Source organism: Aminobacter sp. AP02 (assembly GCF_003148805.1).
GTDB lineage: Bacteria > Pseudomonadota > Alphaproteobacteria > Rhizobiales > Rhizobiaceae > Aminobacter.
On sequence record NZ_QGGX01000006.1, the window covers coordinates 182,202 to 196,169 of the forward strand.

A 13,968-nucleotide genomic window follows, 5' to 3' on the forward strand; every position below is an offset into this window, starting at 1 on the left:
AATACAGCGGCTGGCCGAAAATCCGATCCGATCCTCGGAATGCACGATGCCTGGATTCAGAGACTCATAGCGTCCTTCACGGCGCTCTCGTCGCTGCGAGGCGGGCGAGCTCATCACGGATAGCAGTAGGAATCGGACGAGCAATCACCTCCCTCCAAGCGCACCTGATGCGGCCGATGCCCTTTTGGCCAGTCGACGAAAAAATCCTCGTCGAACTTTATCCCGCCATTCTCTCCAACGTCGAGCTTCACCATCCACCCGTCGATGCCATCGGAATAGAACTGCGGGTCGATGGCGCCGTAGAGCGAGTTGGTGAAGTAGACCCGCTTTCCATCCCGGCTGATTTCGACCATTTGCGGGCCGCCGTTGAGCGCGCCATTGTTCGCCTTTGGATGGCTTGCCCGCGACACGATCCCGCCTATGCGGACCCTGCCGGCCTCTTTCGGGTTGAACGGATCCGACACGTCGTACTGGATCATGTCTCCGGTGCCCCAGCAGGACACATAGAGGAAGCGGTCATCCATCGACAGGTCGATGTCGGTGACGAGTGGGGCAACCGCATTGAAGCCCTTGAGAACGGGTGGCAGCAGGTCCGGATCCGCTGGTTCCGCGGGGATCTCGATCACCTTTTTCACCGCCCATTTGTCGCCGTCGCGGTACCAGGTCCAGATCGAAGCCGAAAGATCCTTGAGACTGATGACACAGCCGACAAAGCCATAAGCCTTGGTCGGGTCATGCGCCGGGCGCAATTCGAACACGAGCTGGTGTTCTTCGCCGAAGTCGATCTCCTGCAGATGCTTGCGCTTGTGCAGGTCCCAGAAGTGCAGCCTGCGCCCATATTTGCTGCCCAGCAGTATCTCTGGAACGAGCCCGTTTTCGAATGTATCGGGGGTTCCCCATTCGCTCGTCACCATGGTGTCGTGACCGAGATGCCACCAGAAGTCATAGGCAAGCTGCTGCGGTCCCCGGTCCATCTCCCACTGGCCGAGAACGTCGAAACTCCCGGAATCCAGCAGGAATATGCCGCCTGGCGCCTTGCCCTCGGCGTTTCCAAGCGCGTTCACATAAATTCCTTCCGGACCGCAATGGATGGTGTGCAGGCGCGAATAGCCAGCCTTCTCAGCGATCTCTTCCGGCTCTATGACCCTCACGATCTCAGGGTTTCTGGGATCCGGCTTGGTGTCGATGATGTGCAGCCGCGACGACCGCAAGCCGGGCACCACAAGATAGCGCCGTTCCATGTGGGGATGTGGCGCATTGGGACAAAGGCAAGACGAGCAGGCATTCCAGCCGAAATGGTGCAGCTCGTCGCCGGCATTCGGCATGTCGACCTTGCCGACGATCTGGGAATAGGACGGGGATTTGGGGTCTACGTCGACGACAGCTATCGCGTCAGGTTTCCTCCGGTCCGGGTCGAAGGCGGCGACATAGGCCAGCGTCTCTTTCGGCGCCTTCGCGGCCATTCTTGGCGAGGGATAGAATGAAGGATCAGGTTGCCAGGTTGCCATGATGAAACCCTCTCTTGATCATTTCTGATTTTTGCGCGTTGCCCCCGGAATTGGTCCTGCGAGCGACTTTCGCACCACAGGGACGAAGTGTCCAATCAAGTCGGCTGATGCTAGGAACCTGAGCGGAAGGTCAGCACCGGTTGCCGCTTGCTGGTCCGAGAAAAACCGGCCGTCGTGATTGCTGGATGTTGGAGCTGTCATAGGATCGCAATGGCAGTCGACAAGACGCATGTTGCTCCGCGCATCTTGCTAATGGCTCCGCATTTCCACTGCCTTGTCAGGAAGTCTGTCAGCAATCACCGTGGATAGACGGCCCCCGTTTTTCCACGCCCTCCAGACGTGCCGTATCATTGACCTCGCGATCTTCCACGGGACTCCGGTGCGCACCGGGCAGCGGGGGGAAGCGCCGGTGCCGGGCTGGCAGGAGGTCGGATCTCCTGCTGGGTGATGAGCCCCCAAGCCCGGGCCTTGCGGCGGCTGGCGGCGCGAAAGCGTTGAGGCGACTGAGCGGGGCAAGAACACCGAGTGGGACGCGAGGTTCGCGCCACAAATCTACTATCGGAAGGCACGGCCTCGCGCCCCGCTTCCCGAACCACCTCCTGAAAGGGAGTGCTCTTTGACAATAGCCAGGCGCGAAGGCGAGCGTGGCGGGGATGAAGCTTGGCGCCAGCGCTGACGCCGTCATCCCGGGCGAGCGCAGCGAGAGCCGCGACCCATTGGCTCGAACATCGTCAAGCACAGCCGGGTCGTCGCCTGGGGAGCACTTCATGACCGGATCTGAAATTAGAACCCGGCCGTGCGGGTCAATAGGTCCCGGGTCTCGCTGCGCTCGCCCGGGATGACAACGCCAGCCGCCCTGGTGCTCTCTCACAAGGGAGCCGCTCCTCCCTCCCACCCTCGCGCAAGCTTGGCGCAATAGGGTCGACGCGTCGTGGCACTGGCTCGCGGCAGGATTCGATCGGAAGCAGCAATGGCGATCAGCGAAACCATTTCGGGCGAAGGCACGGCGAACAAGAGCGGACGCGACGTCTTCTTCGCCATCGGCATCGTCATCATCCTGGCGGTGCTGTTCCTGCCGATCCCGGCTTTCCTGATCGATGTCGGCCTCGCCTTTTCCATCGCCATTTCGGTGCTGATCCTGATGGTCGCGCTATGGATCCAGCGCCCGCTCGATTTCTCGTCATTCCCGACGATTCTGCTGATCGCCACCATGCTGCGGCTGTCGCTCAACATCGCCACCACGCGGATGATCCTGTCGCATGGCAATGAAGGCACGCACGCCGCCGGCTACGTCATTTCGGGCTTCTCGAACTTGGTCATGTCCGGCGATTTCGTCATCGGCCTGATCGTGTTCTTGATCCTCATCGTGGTCAACTTCATCGTCATCACCAAGGGTGCGACACGTATCGCCGAAGTCGGCGCGCGTTTCACCCTCGACGCCATCCCCGGCAAGCAGATGTCGATCGACGCCGACCTCTCCGCCGGCATGATCGATGACAAGACCGCGCAGCTGCGCCGCCGCGAACTGGAAGAAGAAAGCTCCTTCTTCGGCTCGATGGACGGTGCCTCGAAATTCGTCCGTGGCGACGCCATCGCCGGCCTGATGATCACCGCGATCAACATCGTCGGCGGCATCGCTATCGGCTACTTCCGCCACGACATGGGGATGGGCGAAGCCGCCGACGTGTTCATCAAGCTGTCGGTCGGCGACGGCCTGGTCACCCAGATCCCCGCGCTCATCGTCTCGCTCGCCGCCGGCCTGCTGGTGTCCAAGGGCGGCACCCGCGGCTCCGCCGACCAGGCCGTCTTCGGCCAGCTCGGCGCTTATCCGCGCGCGCTCTACGTCGCGGCTGGCTTGCTGCTGCTGCTCGCCTTGATGCCTGGCCTGCCGATGTTCCCGTTCATCTCGCTCGCCGCCTGCATGGCAGCGCTAGGCTATGTCATCCCGATGCGCCACAACCGCCGCATCGCCGAGGCCAATGCCGAAAAGGAGCAGGTAGCGGCCGACAAGGTCGAAGAGGAAAAGAACTCGGTCAAGGCGTCGCTCGCCACCGCCGAGATCGAACTGCTGATCGGCAAGCAACTGTCGACGCGCCTGCTTGCCACGCATCAGGAACTCGCCTTCCGCATGTCGAAGATGCGCAAGAAGTTCGCCACCCAATACGGCTTCGTCGTTCCCGAAGTGCGCATGACCGACGATTTCTCGATCCCGCCCAAGAGCTACCAGATCAAGGTCCACGGCACTGTCGTCGCCGAATACCAGATGCGTGTCGGCGAAATCATGGTGCTGCTCGGCTCGCGCGACCTGCCCGACATTCCGGGCGAGGAAGTTCGCGAGCCGGCCTTCGGCATGCGCGCGTTTTCGGTGCTCGATTCCTTCGCCGAGGACCTGAAGCGCGAGCAGTTCACCTTCGCAGACAACATGTCTGTGCTGCTCACCCACCTGTCCGAAGTGATCCGCAACAACTTGCCGCAGCTCTTGTCCTACAAGGACATGAAGGCCCTGCTCGAACGCCAGGATCCGGAATACCGCAAGCTTGCTGACGAGATCTGCTCCTCGCACATCACCTATCCCGGCCTGCAGGCGGTGCTCAAGCTGCTGCTTGCCGAGCGCATCTCGATCCGGAATCTCCACCTCATCATCGAGGCCATCGCCGAGATCTCGCCACATGTCCGCCGCACCGAGCAGATCGTCGAGCATGTCCGCATCCGCATGGCGCAGCAGATCTGCGGCGATCTGAGCGAGAGCGGCGTGCTCAAGGTACTGCGTCTCGGCAACCGGTGGGACCTTGCATTCCACCAGAGCCTCAAGCGCGACGCCAAGGGCGACATACGCGAGTTCGACATCGACCCGCGCCAGCTCGAGGAATTCGGCCAGGAGGCCTCCAAGGCGATCCGCACCCATCTCGAGACGGGCGAGCGTTTTGTCATGGTCACCGCGCCCGACGCCCGGCCCTACGTCCGCATGATCATCGAACGGCTGTTCCCCACACTGCCGGTGCTCAGCCATGTCGAGATCGCCAAGGGCGTCGAACTGCGCGTGCTCGGTACCGTCTCATGAATGCCGCCGCGCAGGGCATGGTCCTTGCGGCGTTCCTCGCCTTCTGTCGTATCGGCGGCTGCTTCATGCTGATGCCCGGCATTTCAAGCGTGCGCGTGCCCATGCATGTCCGCTTGTTCGTCGCGGTCGCAGCCACCGGCGGGCTTCTGGTTCACCTCTGGGACCAGATTTTTCCCTTCGTCGACGCCCGCCCCGGCGTGCTGATGCCGATGATCGCGTCCGAACTCCTGATCGGCGGGCTCATCGGGTTGATGGCCAGGCTCTACATATTGGCGCTGATGTTCATGGGCTCGGCGATCGCCATGCTCGTCGGCTTCGGAGGCGTCGGCGGCCATGCCATCGAAGAAAACGAACCGCAGGCGCCACTCGCCTCGATCATTTCGATTGCCGCGCTGATCCTGCTCTTCGCCTTCAACTTCCACCACGAGATCGTCCGAGCGCTGGTCGCCTCCTATCAGGTTGCGCCGGTCAACATGTTCTTCAACCCGCAGGCAGCTCTGGTCGATGTCACCGACACCTTGTCGGAAAGCTTCATGGTCGTGCTCAGGCTCGGCAGCCCGTTCGTCGCCTATGCGATCCTGGTCAACCTGACGATCGGCTTCGTCAACAAGCTGACGCCGCAGATCCCGGTCTACTTCATCTCGCTGCCCTTCGTCGTCGCCGGCGGACTGATCCTGATGTATTTCGGCATCGCCACCATGCTCAGCCTTTTCGCCGACGGCTTCGTCGACATCACCGTTGGGAGATAAGGCTTGGCCTCGCGCAGGGATCGTCTGAAAAAACTTGTCGTCGTGCAGGAACAGCTCAAGGCGCTGCACGAGACACGCCATGCCGGCTTCGTCGCCCAGGCGATCGCAGCCGAAACGGAAGTGCAGGACCTGACACAGAGTTTCAACAGCGTTGGCGGCATGTCGCAGCTGTTTCCGGAACTATATCACCGGCGCATCTCGGCAGCGATCAACAAGCAGCAGCTCAATCTTGGCCTTGCCAATGTCGAGGTTGGCAAGATCGCCGCCGCGACAGCCCGCACCAACATGGTCGAGCGCGCCTATCGCGACGTCCGCCGTCAGGATGAGCGCGACAGCGCCGACCGCGAACGCCTCGAAATTATTGAAAGAAAGCCCAGTGAATGACCACGAACGTCCGGGCGAGCGGCACTTTAGCGACAAGTAAGGTTGCCACAAGCTTGATCCGCCACAATCAGCGGTAACACAAACTCCGGAAAGGCGAGCCAGCTTTGGCCATCTCCCCACCCAGCGACATTGTTCTGGACGTTGCCAAGGCGGTCGAGCCGTCCGGCATCCAGGCCGCGCGCGCCGCGCTCGCCAACCGGACTGCCGGCCCCGCCGGAACCTTCTCGCTTACCGAAGCCGACGTTACCGGCGGCCTCACGCGCCAGCCTGACAAGGCCTCGCCCGACGCCTCAATGAAGCGCTTCGAAGCCATGGTGCTGCAGACCTTCATTGAAAACATGATGCCGAAAAACACCGAGAGCGTTTACGGCAAGGGTATGGCTGGCGACATGTGGAAGTCGCTGATGGCCGAACACCTCGCGAACCAGACGGCCGATGCCGGCGGTATCGGCATCGCCAAGGCGGTGATGCGCGACCACTATATCGAAAACGAAAAGGCGGTGCCCGTCAGCGGCGTCTCCGGCGGCCCCGACCAGGCCGCGCTCGACGAACAAACGAGCCAGGCGACTGCGCTCATCCAGGAAATGCAGCGGAAGATGGTGCAGTCGCTTGGAAGCGACCATGCCGGCTCCGTCACTGACAACAAATCCTAGAGGATAAGATATGTCGGATATCTCCGAATACAGGCCTGACCTTCCCGCGACGGCCGACCTGAGCGACACCGGCGCGCGGCCTGGCAATGTGGCGGCCATCATCAGCCGCATCGAGGATGCGGTCGAGGAAGAAACCTCAGCGATCCGCACCGACATCCACTTCGACATCAAGGCGTCGAATGCGCGCAAGAGCCGCTATCTCTACGAACTGACCCGCGCAACCAAGGGTCTGGTCGAAGGCGAGTTCCCGAGCGAACTCAAGGTCGGCGTCGAACGCCTGCGCGACAAGCTGGTTGCCAATGAGCGCGCCATCCTCGCCCATCTCAGCGCTGTCAGCGAAGTCGCATCCCTCCTCCGCGACGCCATCCAGCGTTCCGAGACGGACGGCACCTATTCGGCCAACGAATTCGGATGGGCCCGGTGATCAAGTTCATCGCGGCGGCGCTGTGGATTGTCGCCGTGACCCTCGGCGCGGTCTTCTATTCGTTCCAGGCCGCCGCCAACCTGCCGGCCGACGAAGCGAACAAACCGCTTCTCGGCGGTCTCGACTACGTCAAGACTGACGTGATCTCGGTGCCGTTGCTCGGTGGCGAGCGCGTGCACGGCTATTTCCTCACGCGCCTCGTCTACACCGTCGAGCCCAAGGAAGCCGCCAAGATGTCGGTGCCGATGGACGTTCTGCTCGTCGATCAGGTCTATTCGTATCTCTACGGCAATCCGCAGATCGACTTTACCCAGTACGACAAGCTCGACCTCGACGCATTTCGCAATGGCATCCGCGACAGCATCAACACGCGCATCGGTTCCAAGCTGGTGCATGAAGTGATGGTCGAGCAGATCGATTTCCTGACCCCGGACGACGTCCGCGACAACGCGGTCCGCAAGCGCTCCTCCGCCGCGGACGCCGCCGCGACCGAATCCGCCAAGCCCGACGCAAGCCCGGCGACGGCACACTGAGACAACTGGCAGTCTGTTCGGGCTGCCGCAGAAGCCGGTTCGAGCTGCCATCTTTGTCAATTCAACGTTGACGTAAACGTCAACCGCCAGCTATAGGCAATGCAGTCCTGTGACCCGGGCCGGCTCCATCCGGATTGGTCCGGGGAGGCCCGGCGCAAAGCGCCTTTCAGGAAATGACCAGGAGAGAGCCATGAGCATTCAGGCAGTCGCAGACAAGATCAAGGCGAAGGTGGAGAGCGCCGGCTTTGACCGCTCGATCAAGTTCGACACCGGCAGCGATGGCGTCATCGTCATCGACGGCGCAACCATTTCGACGACCGACGCACCGGCCGATTGCACCATCAAGCTGTCGCTCGACGACCTTGAATCGCTGATCGCTGGCGATCTGAACCCGACGATGGCGTTCATGACCGGCAAGATCAAGGTCGAGGGCGACATGTCGGTGGCCATGGGTCTGAGCCAGTTGCTTTGATCCGTCGACCTTAGATCATTCCACTAACAAAAGGCCCGGTGTTCAGCCGGGCCTTTTTGCATTGCACAATCCTACACGCCACGAGCGCCAGCGCGTAATGCAGCTGTAATCATTGGCGCACACAGCGCTCCGGTCACTGAATGCGACTGGAGTATCATGTGAATCAACACCGACTGATTGCCTTGGCTACCACGCTGTGTGCGGCAGTTCTCGCCGGCTGCGTGGACGACAGCTATGGCCCGCCCCGCTGGGATGACACGCGCTATCCACCGCGCCATGGGCGAGACTATCCGCGCTATCATCCTCGCCCGCCGCTACCCCCCATGCCTCCGCGTCCGCCATTCGCCGAGCAGGTCGACTGCTGGCGTGGACCTGACCGGTACCGGCACCCTGACTGCCATGACCGGCGGCGGCCACGCCATGGCGATGACCGGTTCTACATCGACGAACAATGACTGATGGACGCCGCGCCTCACGGGAGGCCCGGCGCGCCACTGCCTCCCAAAGCCCGACATTGGAGTATGACGGTGAAACGAAACCGCTTCGCAGCAGTGGTGACGGCATTGCTATGCACGATGTTTCTAACCGGCTGCGCCAACGTACTGTTTGGGATGCAGGACGAGGATCGGCCGCGAACCCCGCGCCCGCCCCTTCCGAAGCAGCCATCTTTGGATTGCTCGGTGGACACCGCCATGGCGCTGTCGCCGACATGCTTTCCGCCCGCCCCGAACCGCAGAGCGGCTCGGGGATAGCTCTGACGGCCGGTCAGGCCGCGATACGCGTGCGCTCGGTCCTGAGCTTGCGGCCAGCGGCCTTCAGAACGCCCTTTGCGCCATCGAGAGCGCCGTGGACGAGTTCCAGTCCAAGGAACCGGTCGCGCTCGTAAGGTCCGGGCATGGCCAGCGCGCCTGTCTTTTCAGCCGAGAAGCCGAAGCGCGCATAGTAAGGGGCGTCGCCGACCAGAAGGACGGCGCCGTGGCCGAGACGGCCAGCCTCGGCGATGGCATGACGCATCAGCGCCGAGCCGATGCCGCCGCTCTTCATCGTGGGATCGACCGCGAGAGGGCCAAGCAGCAAGGCGTCCGGACCGCCCTCGCCCAGGCGCACGTCCCACAAGCGCACGGTACCAAGGACCGAGCCATCGGCATTGCGCGCGATAAGAGCAAGGCCCTCGGATGGACGACGGCCACGCCGGAGCTTCTCCGACGACTTCTTGCGCCGTTTCGGGCCCATGGCACGGTCGAGCAAAGCTTCGCGCGCCGGAATGTCGGCAAAGGTTTCGGCAACGATGATGAAGCCGGGCGAGGTCTTAGTGATTTCTTTTTCGATATGCATGTCCGCGATCCTTCACGAGCGGAGAACTGTTCCACAAGCGAACCCGAGCGGGCGCCGATGCGCCCGCGCCGGGGTGATCTGATCAACTCTTGCGAGCCGTCAGATCACGTAGGATCGGAGAGGCTCGAAGCCGTTGAAGGCGACCGAAGAATAGGTCGTGGTGTATGCGCCCGTACCCTCGATCAGCACCTCGTCGCCGATAGTCAGCGACAGCGGCAGCGGATACGGCGTCTTTTCGTACATGACGTCTGCCGAGTCACAGGTCGGGCCCGCGAGCACGCAAGGTGACTTCTCGTCTTCGTCACGCGCCGTCACGATCGGGTAGCGGATGGCTTCGTCCATCGTCTCGGCGAGACCGCCGAACTTGCCGATGTCGAGGAACACCCAACGCACATTGTCATTGTCGGCCTTCTTCGAAATCAAAACGACCTCGGACTTGATGACGCCTGCGTTCCCGACCATGCCACGACCCGGCTCGATGATCGTCTCCGGGATGTTGTTGCCGAAGTGCTTGGACAGCGACTCGAAGATCGCCTGGCCATAAGCTTGGGCCGCCGGCACGTCGCGCAGATAGCGCGTCGGGAAGCCGCCGCCCATGTTGACCATGCCGAGCGTGATACCTTCTTCGGCCAGCTTGGCGAACACCTTCTTGGCGTCGGCAAGCGCACGATCCCAGGCGGTCAGGTCGGTCTGCTGCGAGCCGACATGGAACGACACGCCATAGGCGTCGAGGCCGAGCGACTTGGCCAGTCGCAGCACGTCGACAGCCATACCAGGCACGCAGCCGAACTTGCGCGACAGGGGCCATTCCGCACCTTCGCCATCGGTCAAAACGCGGCAGAAGACGCGTGCGCCGGGAGCTGCACGAGCGACCTTCTCGACTTCTTCGACGCTGTCGACGGCAAACAGGCGGATACCCAGCTCGAAGGCACGCGCGATGTCGCGCTCCTTCTTGATGGTGTTGCCGAAGGAGATGCGCTCGGCCGGCGCGCCGGCATCCATGGCCATCTCGATTTCGGCAACCGAAGCGGTGTCGAAGGACGAGCCCATGCCGGCGAGCAGGCGCAGGATCTCAGGTGCCGGGTTTGCCTTCACCGCGTAGTAAACCTTGGACTCCGGCATTGCCTTTTCGAAGGCGCGGAAATTGTCACGCACGACATCGAGGTCGACGACCAGGCAAGGGCCGGACGGGCGTCGGGTGGCGAGGAAGTCGAGGATGCGCTGAGTGGCCATAGGTCTCTCCATCGCGCGGTCCTGCCGCGCAGAATCATTATCAAGCTGCGGGACAGCCGTTCCCGGCCGCAGAATCCCGCGGTGGACAAAGACATGACCGCTATTTGATGGAACCAGCCTGTGGAGACCCTGGAACCATAAATGCGCTTCACGCGGCGGTGAACCTAAGCCAGCCCGGCTTCGGTTCGCTTTGTCTGCCTTGGCTTGGAAATGGGAGACCCGTTCCGCACTGCCGGCAATGAAGGTGTGCCTCTTCAGTAACCCCGGCTTTTGGACAGCCGGAAGAGAACCAGAAAGGCCCGCACCGTCGTTGCTTCAAGGTGTCCTCGATTTGGCGGTTGGCCGCTAAATCGACTGGAGGGGTTAGCTCCAGTTACCTTACCGATTTCCTCGCCATTCGAGGGATCGGCGGACACCCACAGGCACGTGCGACTTTGGGCAAGCGGGGATATATGCACCACTGATGTCACAATCAATTAAAATCGCATAGCAGGTTGAAAAAAATCAAACACTGAACAATGCTGCGACATCGTAAACAGGCTTCGAACGATGACTGAAACAACAGGCCCTTTCAACGCGTTTCTAGATGTACCGCAAGTGCCTGTTCCCAATGCGGAAAATGGACCGCTGGCAGGACTGAGGCTTGCGGTCAAGGACATCTATGACGTCGCCGGCTACACGACTGGATGTGGCAACCCGCAAAAGGCGGCGAGTGCGCGCCCAGCGTCCAAAACAGCCCCCTCGATACAAGTGCTGTTCGATGCCGGTGCGCGATTCGTTGGCAAGACCCAGACCGACGAACTTGCCTTCTCCCTGATGGGGCAGAACGCGCACTATTCCTATCCGGTCAATCCGGCTGCACCTGACCGCGTCACCGGCGGCTCGTCGTCGGGTTCGGCGGCTGCAGTGGCCGGCAAACTTGCTGACATTGCGATAGGCTCCGACACCGGCGGCTCGATCCGGGCACCGGCCAGCTTCTGCGGCCTGATCGGCCTGCGCACGACACACGGCCTGATTTCGCTCGACGGCGCGATGAAGCTCGCGCCGAGCCTCGACACCTTCGGCTGGTTCGCCCGGGACATCGACACCTATGGAACGGTGGCGACGCTGTTGATCGGCAAGGACGCCCATCCTCGCACGCTGGACCGGCCGCTTGCGCTCGACTGGCTCGATCAGTTGGTAACAGGCCCCGCCGAAGCAGCCGAATACAAGCGGATGCGTGGACAGGCTGAGAATGCCCTCGGTCCGATTGCCGATGCCGCGCCCCTCTCCTTCGACGCCGACGAACTTTACTGGTGTTTCCGCAAGATCCAGTCCTACGAGGCCTGGCAGCAACATGGTGGATGGATCTCGTCCGGAGATCGCGGCCTTGCCCCAGGCGTCAAGGACCGCTTCGATTTCGGCGCGAGCATCGATGCGGCTACCTATCAGGCTGAGATCGCCAGACGCGATTCTTTTCGCAAGGAATTGGGCAGGTTGCTGGGCGACAACGGCTTTTTGGTCATGCCGACTGTGCCTGGCGCGGCGCCATTGGCAAACGGTTCACATGAAGAACTTCAGGCCTATCGCGAACGCGCGCTGATGCTGCTTTGCTTGTCTGGCCTGTCAGGGTTTCCACAGATCACCCTGCCCATCGGAAAGGTCGACGGCGCTCCCTTCGGCCTGTCGCTGCTCGGCCCCGCCGGCAGCGATCTCGCGCTGATAGAGCTGGGCCGCAAAGTGCTGAAGCAGAAAATACTACGCAGTACCTAAGCATCGGCAGTTTCCACAACGTCACGAATAATTAGGCTTACAGCGCTATCATGCGCAGATGAGCCCATATCTGCGCCTAATACTTGTGTTCATCTTCATGGCCATGCTGGTCGCACAGGCGCTTACCCGCTTTCTCGACGGCTTGCCGGGCGGCGCAACTTCCAACGGCGTCCAGGGCATCAACGCCTTCCTCGACTTCGCGCTTGTGTCGCGGATCGGCGTGGTTCCCTCCGCCGCCGTGCTCGCCCTGCTGACCGTCGTATTCACGGTCCTCGCCTATCGCAGGCAACCTAGCGTCCAGCAACTGACTGCACGTCCTGTCGTCAGGCAACGCAACACCGAGGCGGCTGCGCCGGCCGCCGCGCAAGGCCCCCCTCCGGAACGCATCGCCAAGGCGGTGGGAAGGACTGCCCTCAAAGTTCCGGACAGGCCGCTGACCGACGCCGACCGCCAGTTCCTGCTCAGGCTCCGTCAGGACTTGTCCGCCCAACTCGTGCATGAACAGAAGCTCATGGATGCAAAGGGCACCGAGCCTCTTGTCGTACGGTTGGTGCCGCAGGTCCCGCTGCGCGACGTCGGGCGTCCCAGAAGCTGGCTCGGCGGCGCACCGGCGATGGCCGAGCATATCCCCTGGCCCCGGATCGATGGCCGCAACGCCAATTTCCTCGGCCAGATTTGTTGCGCCGACCTGCCTGGCAATCTCTGGGACGGTCTCGGTCCGCGCGACGGCTGGCTGGCCTTCTTCATCCACCCGACCGGCTACGCGGTACGCGTGCTGCACCTCGACGAGATGGGACCATGGCGGCAGGGATCCGCAGACCTCAGCATAGAAGACTGGTCCACCAATCTGCCCTATGGGAAGTCGCGGCTGAAACAGATCGACGCCTGGCCCCGCTGGCCTGTCGACCTGATGCCACTTCGGCCGGGCGACTCCGACCCCAAGCAGGAAGGACACAGCGAGGCCAGCCACGATATCTACAAACAGGGTTTCGACGTGGCGTCCCCGGAGCACCGCCCGTTCGATCGCGCCACCACCCACGAAATGCTCGAGATCGCGCAGGCGCGCCTCGTCGAACACCTGGCCGAGGACTTGATCACGCCGCTCCGGCAGCAACTCGAACAGGTATCGAAAAGCCTCCTCATAGCGGAAGCCGCACTGGAACAGCCTGGCTATCTCGCCGAACTGCGCGAACGTGCCACCACCTTGGCGGCGCTCATCGAAGCAAGGACGAAGGGGCGGCCCATGCTCGAAGCGCCCTTGCACGGGTGCGCATGGTAGCCGAGCAGGTCAGGGCAACATCGGACCAGCAGCTTTCGCAAGACGAGATTGCCGCGATCACGGCCGAACTGGCAAAATACGAGATCATCTATCCGCGCACCCAGCAGGCGCCGCTCACCACCCACAATGGCGAAGGGTGCCTGTGGACCTGGGACTTCGAATGCCTGCGTCTCGACCGGGCCCGGCACGCCTACTCGAAATCGCCTGACGCCCTGCCGCCGGCGATGCGCAGCTATTTCGAGGCCATCTGGAAGGATCAGGCCGCGCATGAAATGGCGGGCATGGGCCACATTCCGTTCAGCTTTGTCCACCAATTCGACATGGACAAGGACGTTACCCTGCTTGAACTGCCCACCAGCAACCTGATGGGCTGGATGTTCGGTGACGTCGACAACCTGGTTGTGACAATCAGGAAAGAAGACCTCGCCGCCGGCAGGTTCGACGCTGTCAGGGTCCAGGTTTCGAACTAGCTGGGCGCTTTCAAGGCATCTTGCGCATCAAGCATCGTGCCGTCGCACTTGACCCTACGCTCAGTGTGAACAATCTAGGCATTATCGTATCCAGCTTTTGAACGAGACCCAGGCA

The 13,968-nt window shown here is 62.0% G+C and carries 14 protein-coding genes; 11 read left to right on the forward strand and 3 right to left on the reverse strand.

The genetic code is table 11. The features are described 5' to 3' along the window. Window positions 1-113: 113 nt before the first annotated feature. Entirely contained in the window at window positions 114-1,508 is a 1,395-nt protein-coding gene (locus tag C8K44_RS09830) for a selenium-binding family protein (RefSeq protein ID WP_109575597.1), read from the reverse strand. Between the two features lie 970 nt (window positions 1,509-2,478). Between C8K44_RS09830 and flhA the strand changes: the two genes are divergently transcribed. The 8 genes from flhA (at window position 2,479) to C8K44_RS09870 (ending at window position 8,243) form a co-directional block, all read left to right on the forward strand. After that, window positions 2,479-4,569 carry a flagellar biosynthesis protein FlhA gene (flhA, locus tag C8K44_RS09835; RefSeq protein WP_109575598.1) on the forward strand — a complete coding sequence of 697 codons (2,091 nt, stop codon included), beginning with the start codon at window positions 2,479-2,481 and terminating at the stop codon, window positions 4,567-4,569. Continuing rightward, window positions 4,566-5,318, forward strand: a complete 753-nt coding sequence (gene fliR / locus C8K44_RS09840; protein WP_109575599.1) for a flagellar biosynthetic protein FliR — start codon at window positions 4,566-4,568, stop codon at window positions 5,316-5,318. The genes flhA and fliR overlap by 4 nt, the downstream gene beginning before the upstream one ends. A 3-nt stretch (window positions 5,319-5,321) precedes the next feature. After that, on the forward strand, window positions 5,322-5,702 hold the full coding sequence (locus C8K44_RS09845) for a hypothetical protein (protein ID WP_109575600.1): 381 nt from the start codon (window positions 5,322-5,324) through the stop codon (window positions 5,700-5,702). A 104-nt stretch (window positions 5,703-5,806) separates the two neighbouring features. Continuing rightward, window positions 5,807-6,355: a rod-binding protein gene (locus C8K44_RS09850; RefSeq protein ID WP_109575601.1), complete on the forward strand. Its 549-nt coding sequence runs from the start codon at window positions 5,807-5,809 to the stop codon at window positions 6,353-6,355. 10 nt (window positions 6,356-6,365) lie between these two features. Further along, window positions 6,366-6,779, forward strand: coding sequence for a hypothetical protein (locus tag C8K44_RS09855; protein ID WP_109575602.1), 414 nt, complete (start codon window positions 6,366-6,368; stop codon window positions 6,777-6,779). Next, entirely contained in the window at window positions 6,767-7,312 is a 546-nt protein-coding gene (locus C8K44_RS09860) for a hypothetical protein (protein WP_109575603.1), read from the forward strand. The genes C8K44_RS09855 and C8K44_RS09860 overlap by 13 nt, the downstream gene beginning before the upstream one ends. A gap of 133 nt (window positions 7,313-7,445) precedes the next feature. Next, window positions 7,446-7,784 carry an SCP2 sterol-binding domain-containing protein gene (locus C8K44_RS09865; protein WP_281062989.1) on the forward strand — a complete coding sequence of 113 codons (339 nt, stop codon included), beginning with the start codon at window positions 7,446-7,448 and terminating at the stop codon, window positions 7,782-7,784. 234 nt (window positions 7,785-8,018) lie between these two features. Continuing rightward, a complete protein-coding gene (locus C8K44_RS09870; RefSeq protein ID WP_146203924.1) occupies window positions 8,019-8,243 on the forward strand; it encodes a hypothetical protein in 225 nt (74 codons plus the stop codon). Between the two features lie 306 nt (window positions 8,244-8,549). Here the strand turns inward: C8K44_RS09870 and C8K44_RS09875 are convergent, their stop codons facing one another. Both C8K44_RS09875 and odc2 read right to left on the reverse strand, forming a co-directional pair. Then, window positions 8,550-9,119 carry an N-acetyltransferase gene (locus C8K44_RS09875; protein ID WP_109575606.1) on the reverse strand — a complete coding sequence of 190 codons (570 nt, stop codon included), beginning with the start codon at window positions 9,117-9,119 and terminating at the stop codon, window positions 8,550-8,552. 99 nt (window positions 9,120-9,218) lie between these two features. After that, complete coding sequence (odc2, locus tag C8K44_RS09880) at window positions 9,219-10,352, reverse strand: ornithine/lysine decarboxylase (RefSeq protein ID WP_109575607.1); 1,134 nt, start codon at window positions 10,350-10,352, stop codon at window positions 9,219-9,221. Window positions 10,353-10,901: 549 nt separating this feature from the next. Here odc2 and C8K44_RS09885 point away from each other — a divergent pair. The 3 genes from C8K44_RS09885 to C8K44_RS27500 all read left to right on the forward strand — a co-directional run bounded on the left by C8K44_RS09885 (window position 10,902) and on the right by C8K44_RS27500 (window position 13,853). Beyond that, window positions 10,902-12,104, forward strand: a complete 1,203-nt coding sequence (locus tag C8K44_RS09885; RefSeq protein ID WP_109575608.1) for an amidase — start codon at window positions 10,902-10,904, stop codon at window positions 12,102-12,104. Window positions 12,105-12,201: 97 nt separating this feature from the next. Then, entirely contained in the window at window positions 12,202-13,383 is a 1,182-nt protein-coding gene (locus C8K44_RS09890; RefSeq protein WP_158282725.1) for a DUF1963 domain-containing protein, read from the forward strand. Further along, complete coding sequence (locus C8K44_RS27500; protein ID WP_158282726.1) at window positions 13,377-13,853, forward strand: DUF1963 domain-containing protein; 477 nt, start codon at window positions 13,377-13,379, stop codon at window positions 13,851-13,853. Before C8K44_RS09890 ends, C8K44_RS27500 begins: the two co-directional genes overlap by 7 nt. Window positions 13,854-13,968 lie beyond the last annotated feature (115 nt).

Coding starts and splice junctions, on each gene's coding strand:
- C8K44_RS27500 (WP_158282726.1), top strand. CDS start 13,377: ATGGTAGCCGAGCAGGTCAGGGCAACATCGGACCAGCAGCTTTCGCAA.
- C8K44_RS09860 (WP_109575603.1), top strand. CDS start 6,767: ATGGGCCCGGTGATCAAGTTCATCGCGGCGGCGCTGTGGATTGTCGCC.
- flhA (WP_109575598.1), top strand. CDS start 2,479: ATGGCGATCAGCGAAACCATTTCGGGCGAAGGCACGGCGAACAAGAGC.
- odc2 (WP_109575607.1), bottom strand. CDS start 10,352: ATGGCCACTCAGCGCATCCTCGACTTCCTCGCCACCCGACGCCCGTCC.
- C8K44_RS09875 (WP_109575606.1), bottom strand. CDS start 9,119: ATGCATATCGAAAAAGAAATCACTAAGACCTCGCCCGGCTTCATCATC.
- C8K44_RS09830 (WP_109575597.1), bottom strand. CDS start 1,508: ATGGCAACCTGGCAACCTGATCCTTCATTCTATCCCTCGCCAAGAATG.
- C8K44_RS09855 (WP_109575602.1), top strand. CDS start 6,366: ATGTCGGATATCTCCGAATACAGGCCTGACCTTCCCGCGACGGCCGAC.
- C8K44_RS09885 (WP_109575608.1), top strand. CDS start 10,902: ATGACTGAAACAACAGGCCCTTTCAACGCGTTTCTAGATGTACCGCAA.
- C8K44_RS09870 (WP_146203924.1), top strand. CDS start 8,019: ATGGCCCGCCCCGCTGGGATGACACGCGCTATCCACCGCGCCATGGGC.
- C8K44_RS09890 (WP_158282725.1), top strand. CDS start 12,202: ATGGCCATGCTGGTCGCACAGGCGCTTACCCGCTTTCTCGACGGCTTG.
- fliR (WP_109575599.1), top strand. CDS start 4,566: ATGAATGCCGCCGCGCAGGGCATGGTCCTTGCGGCGTTCCTCGCCTTC.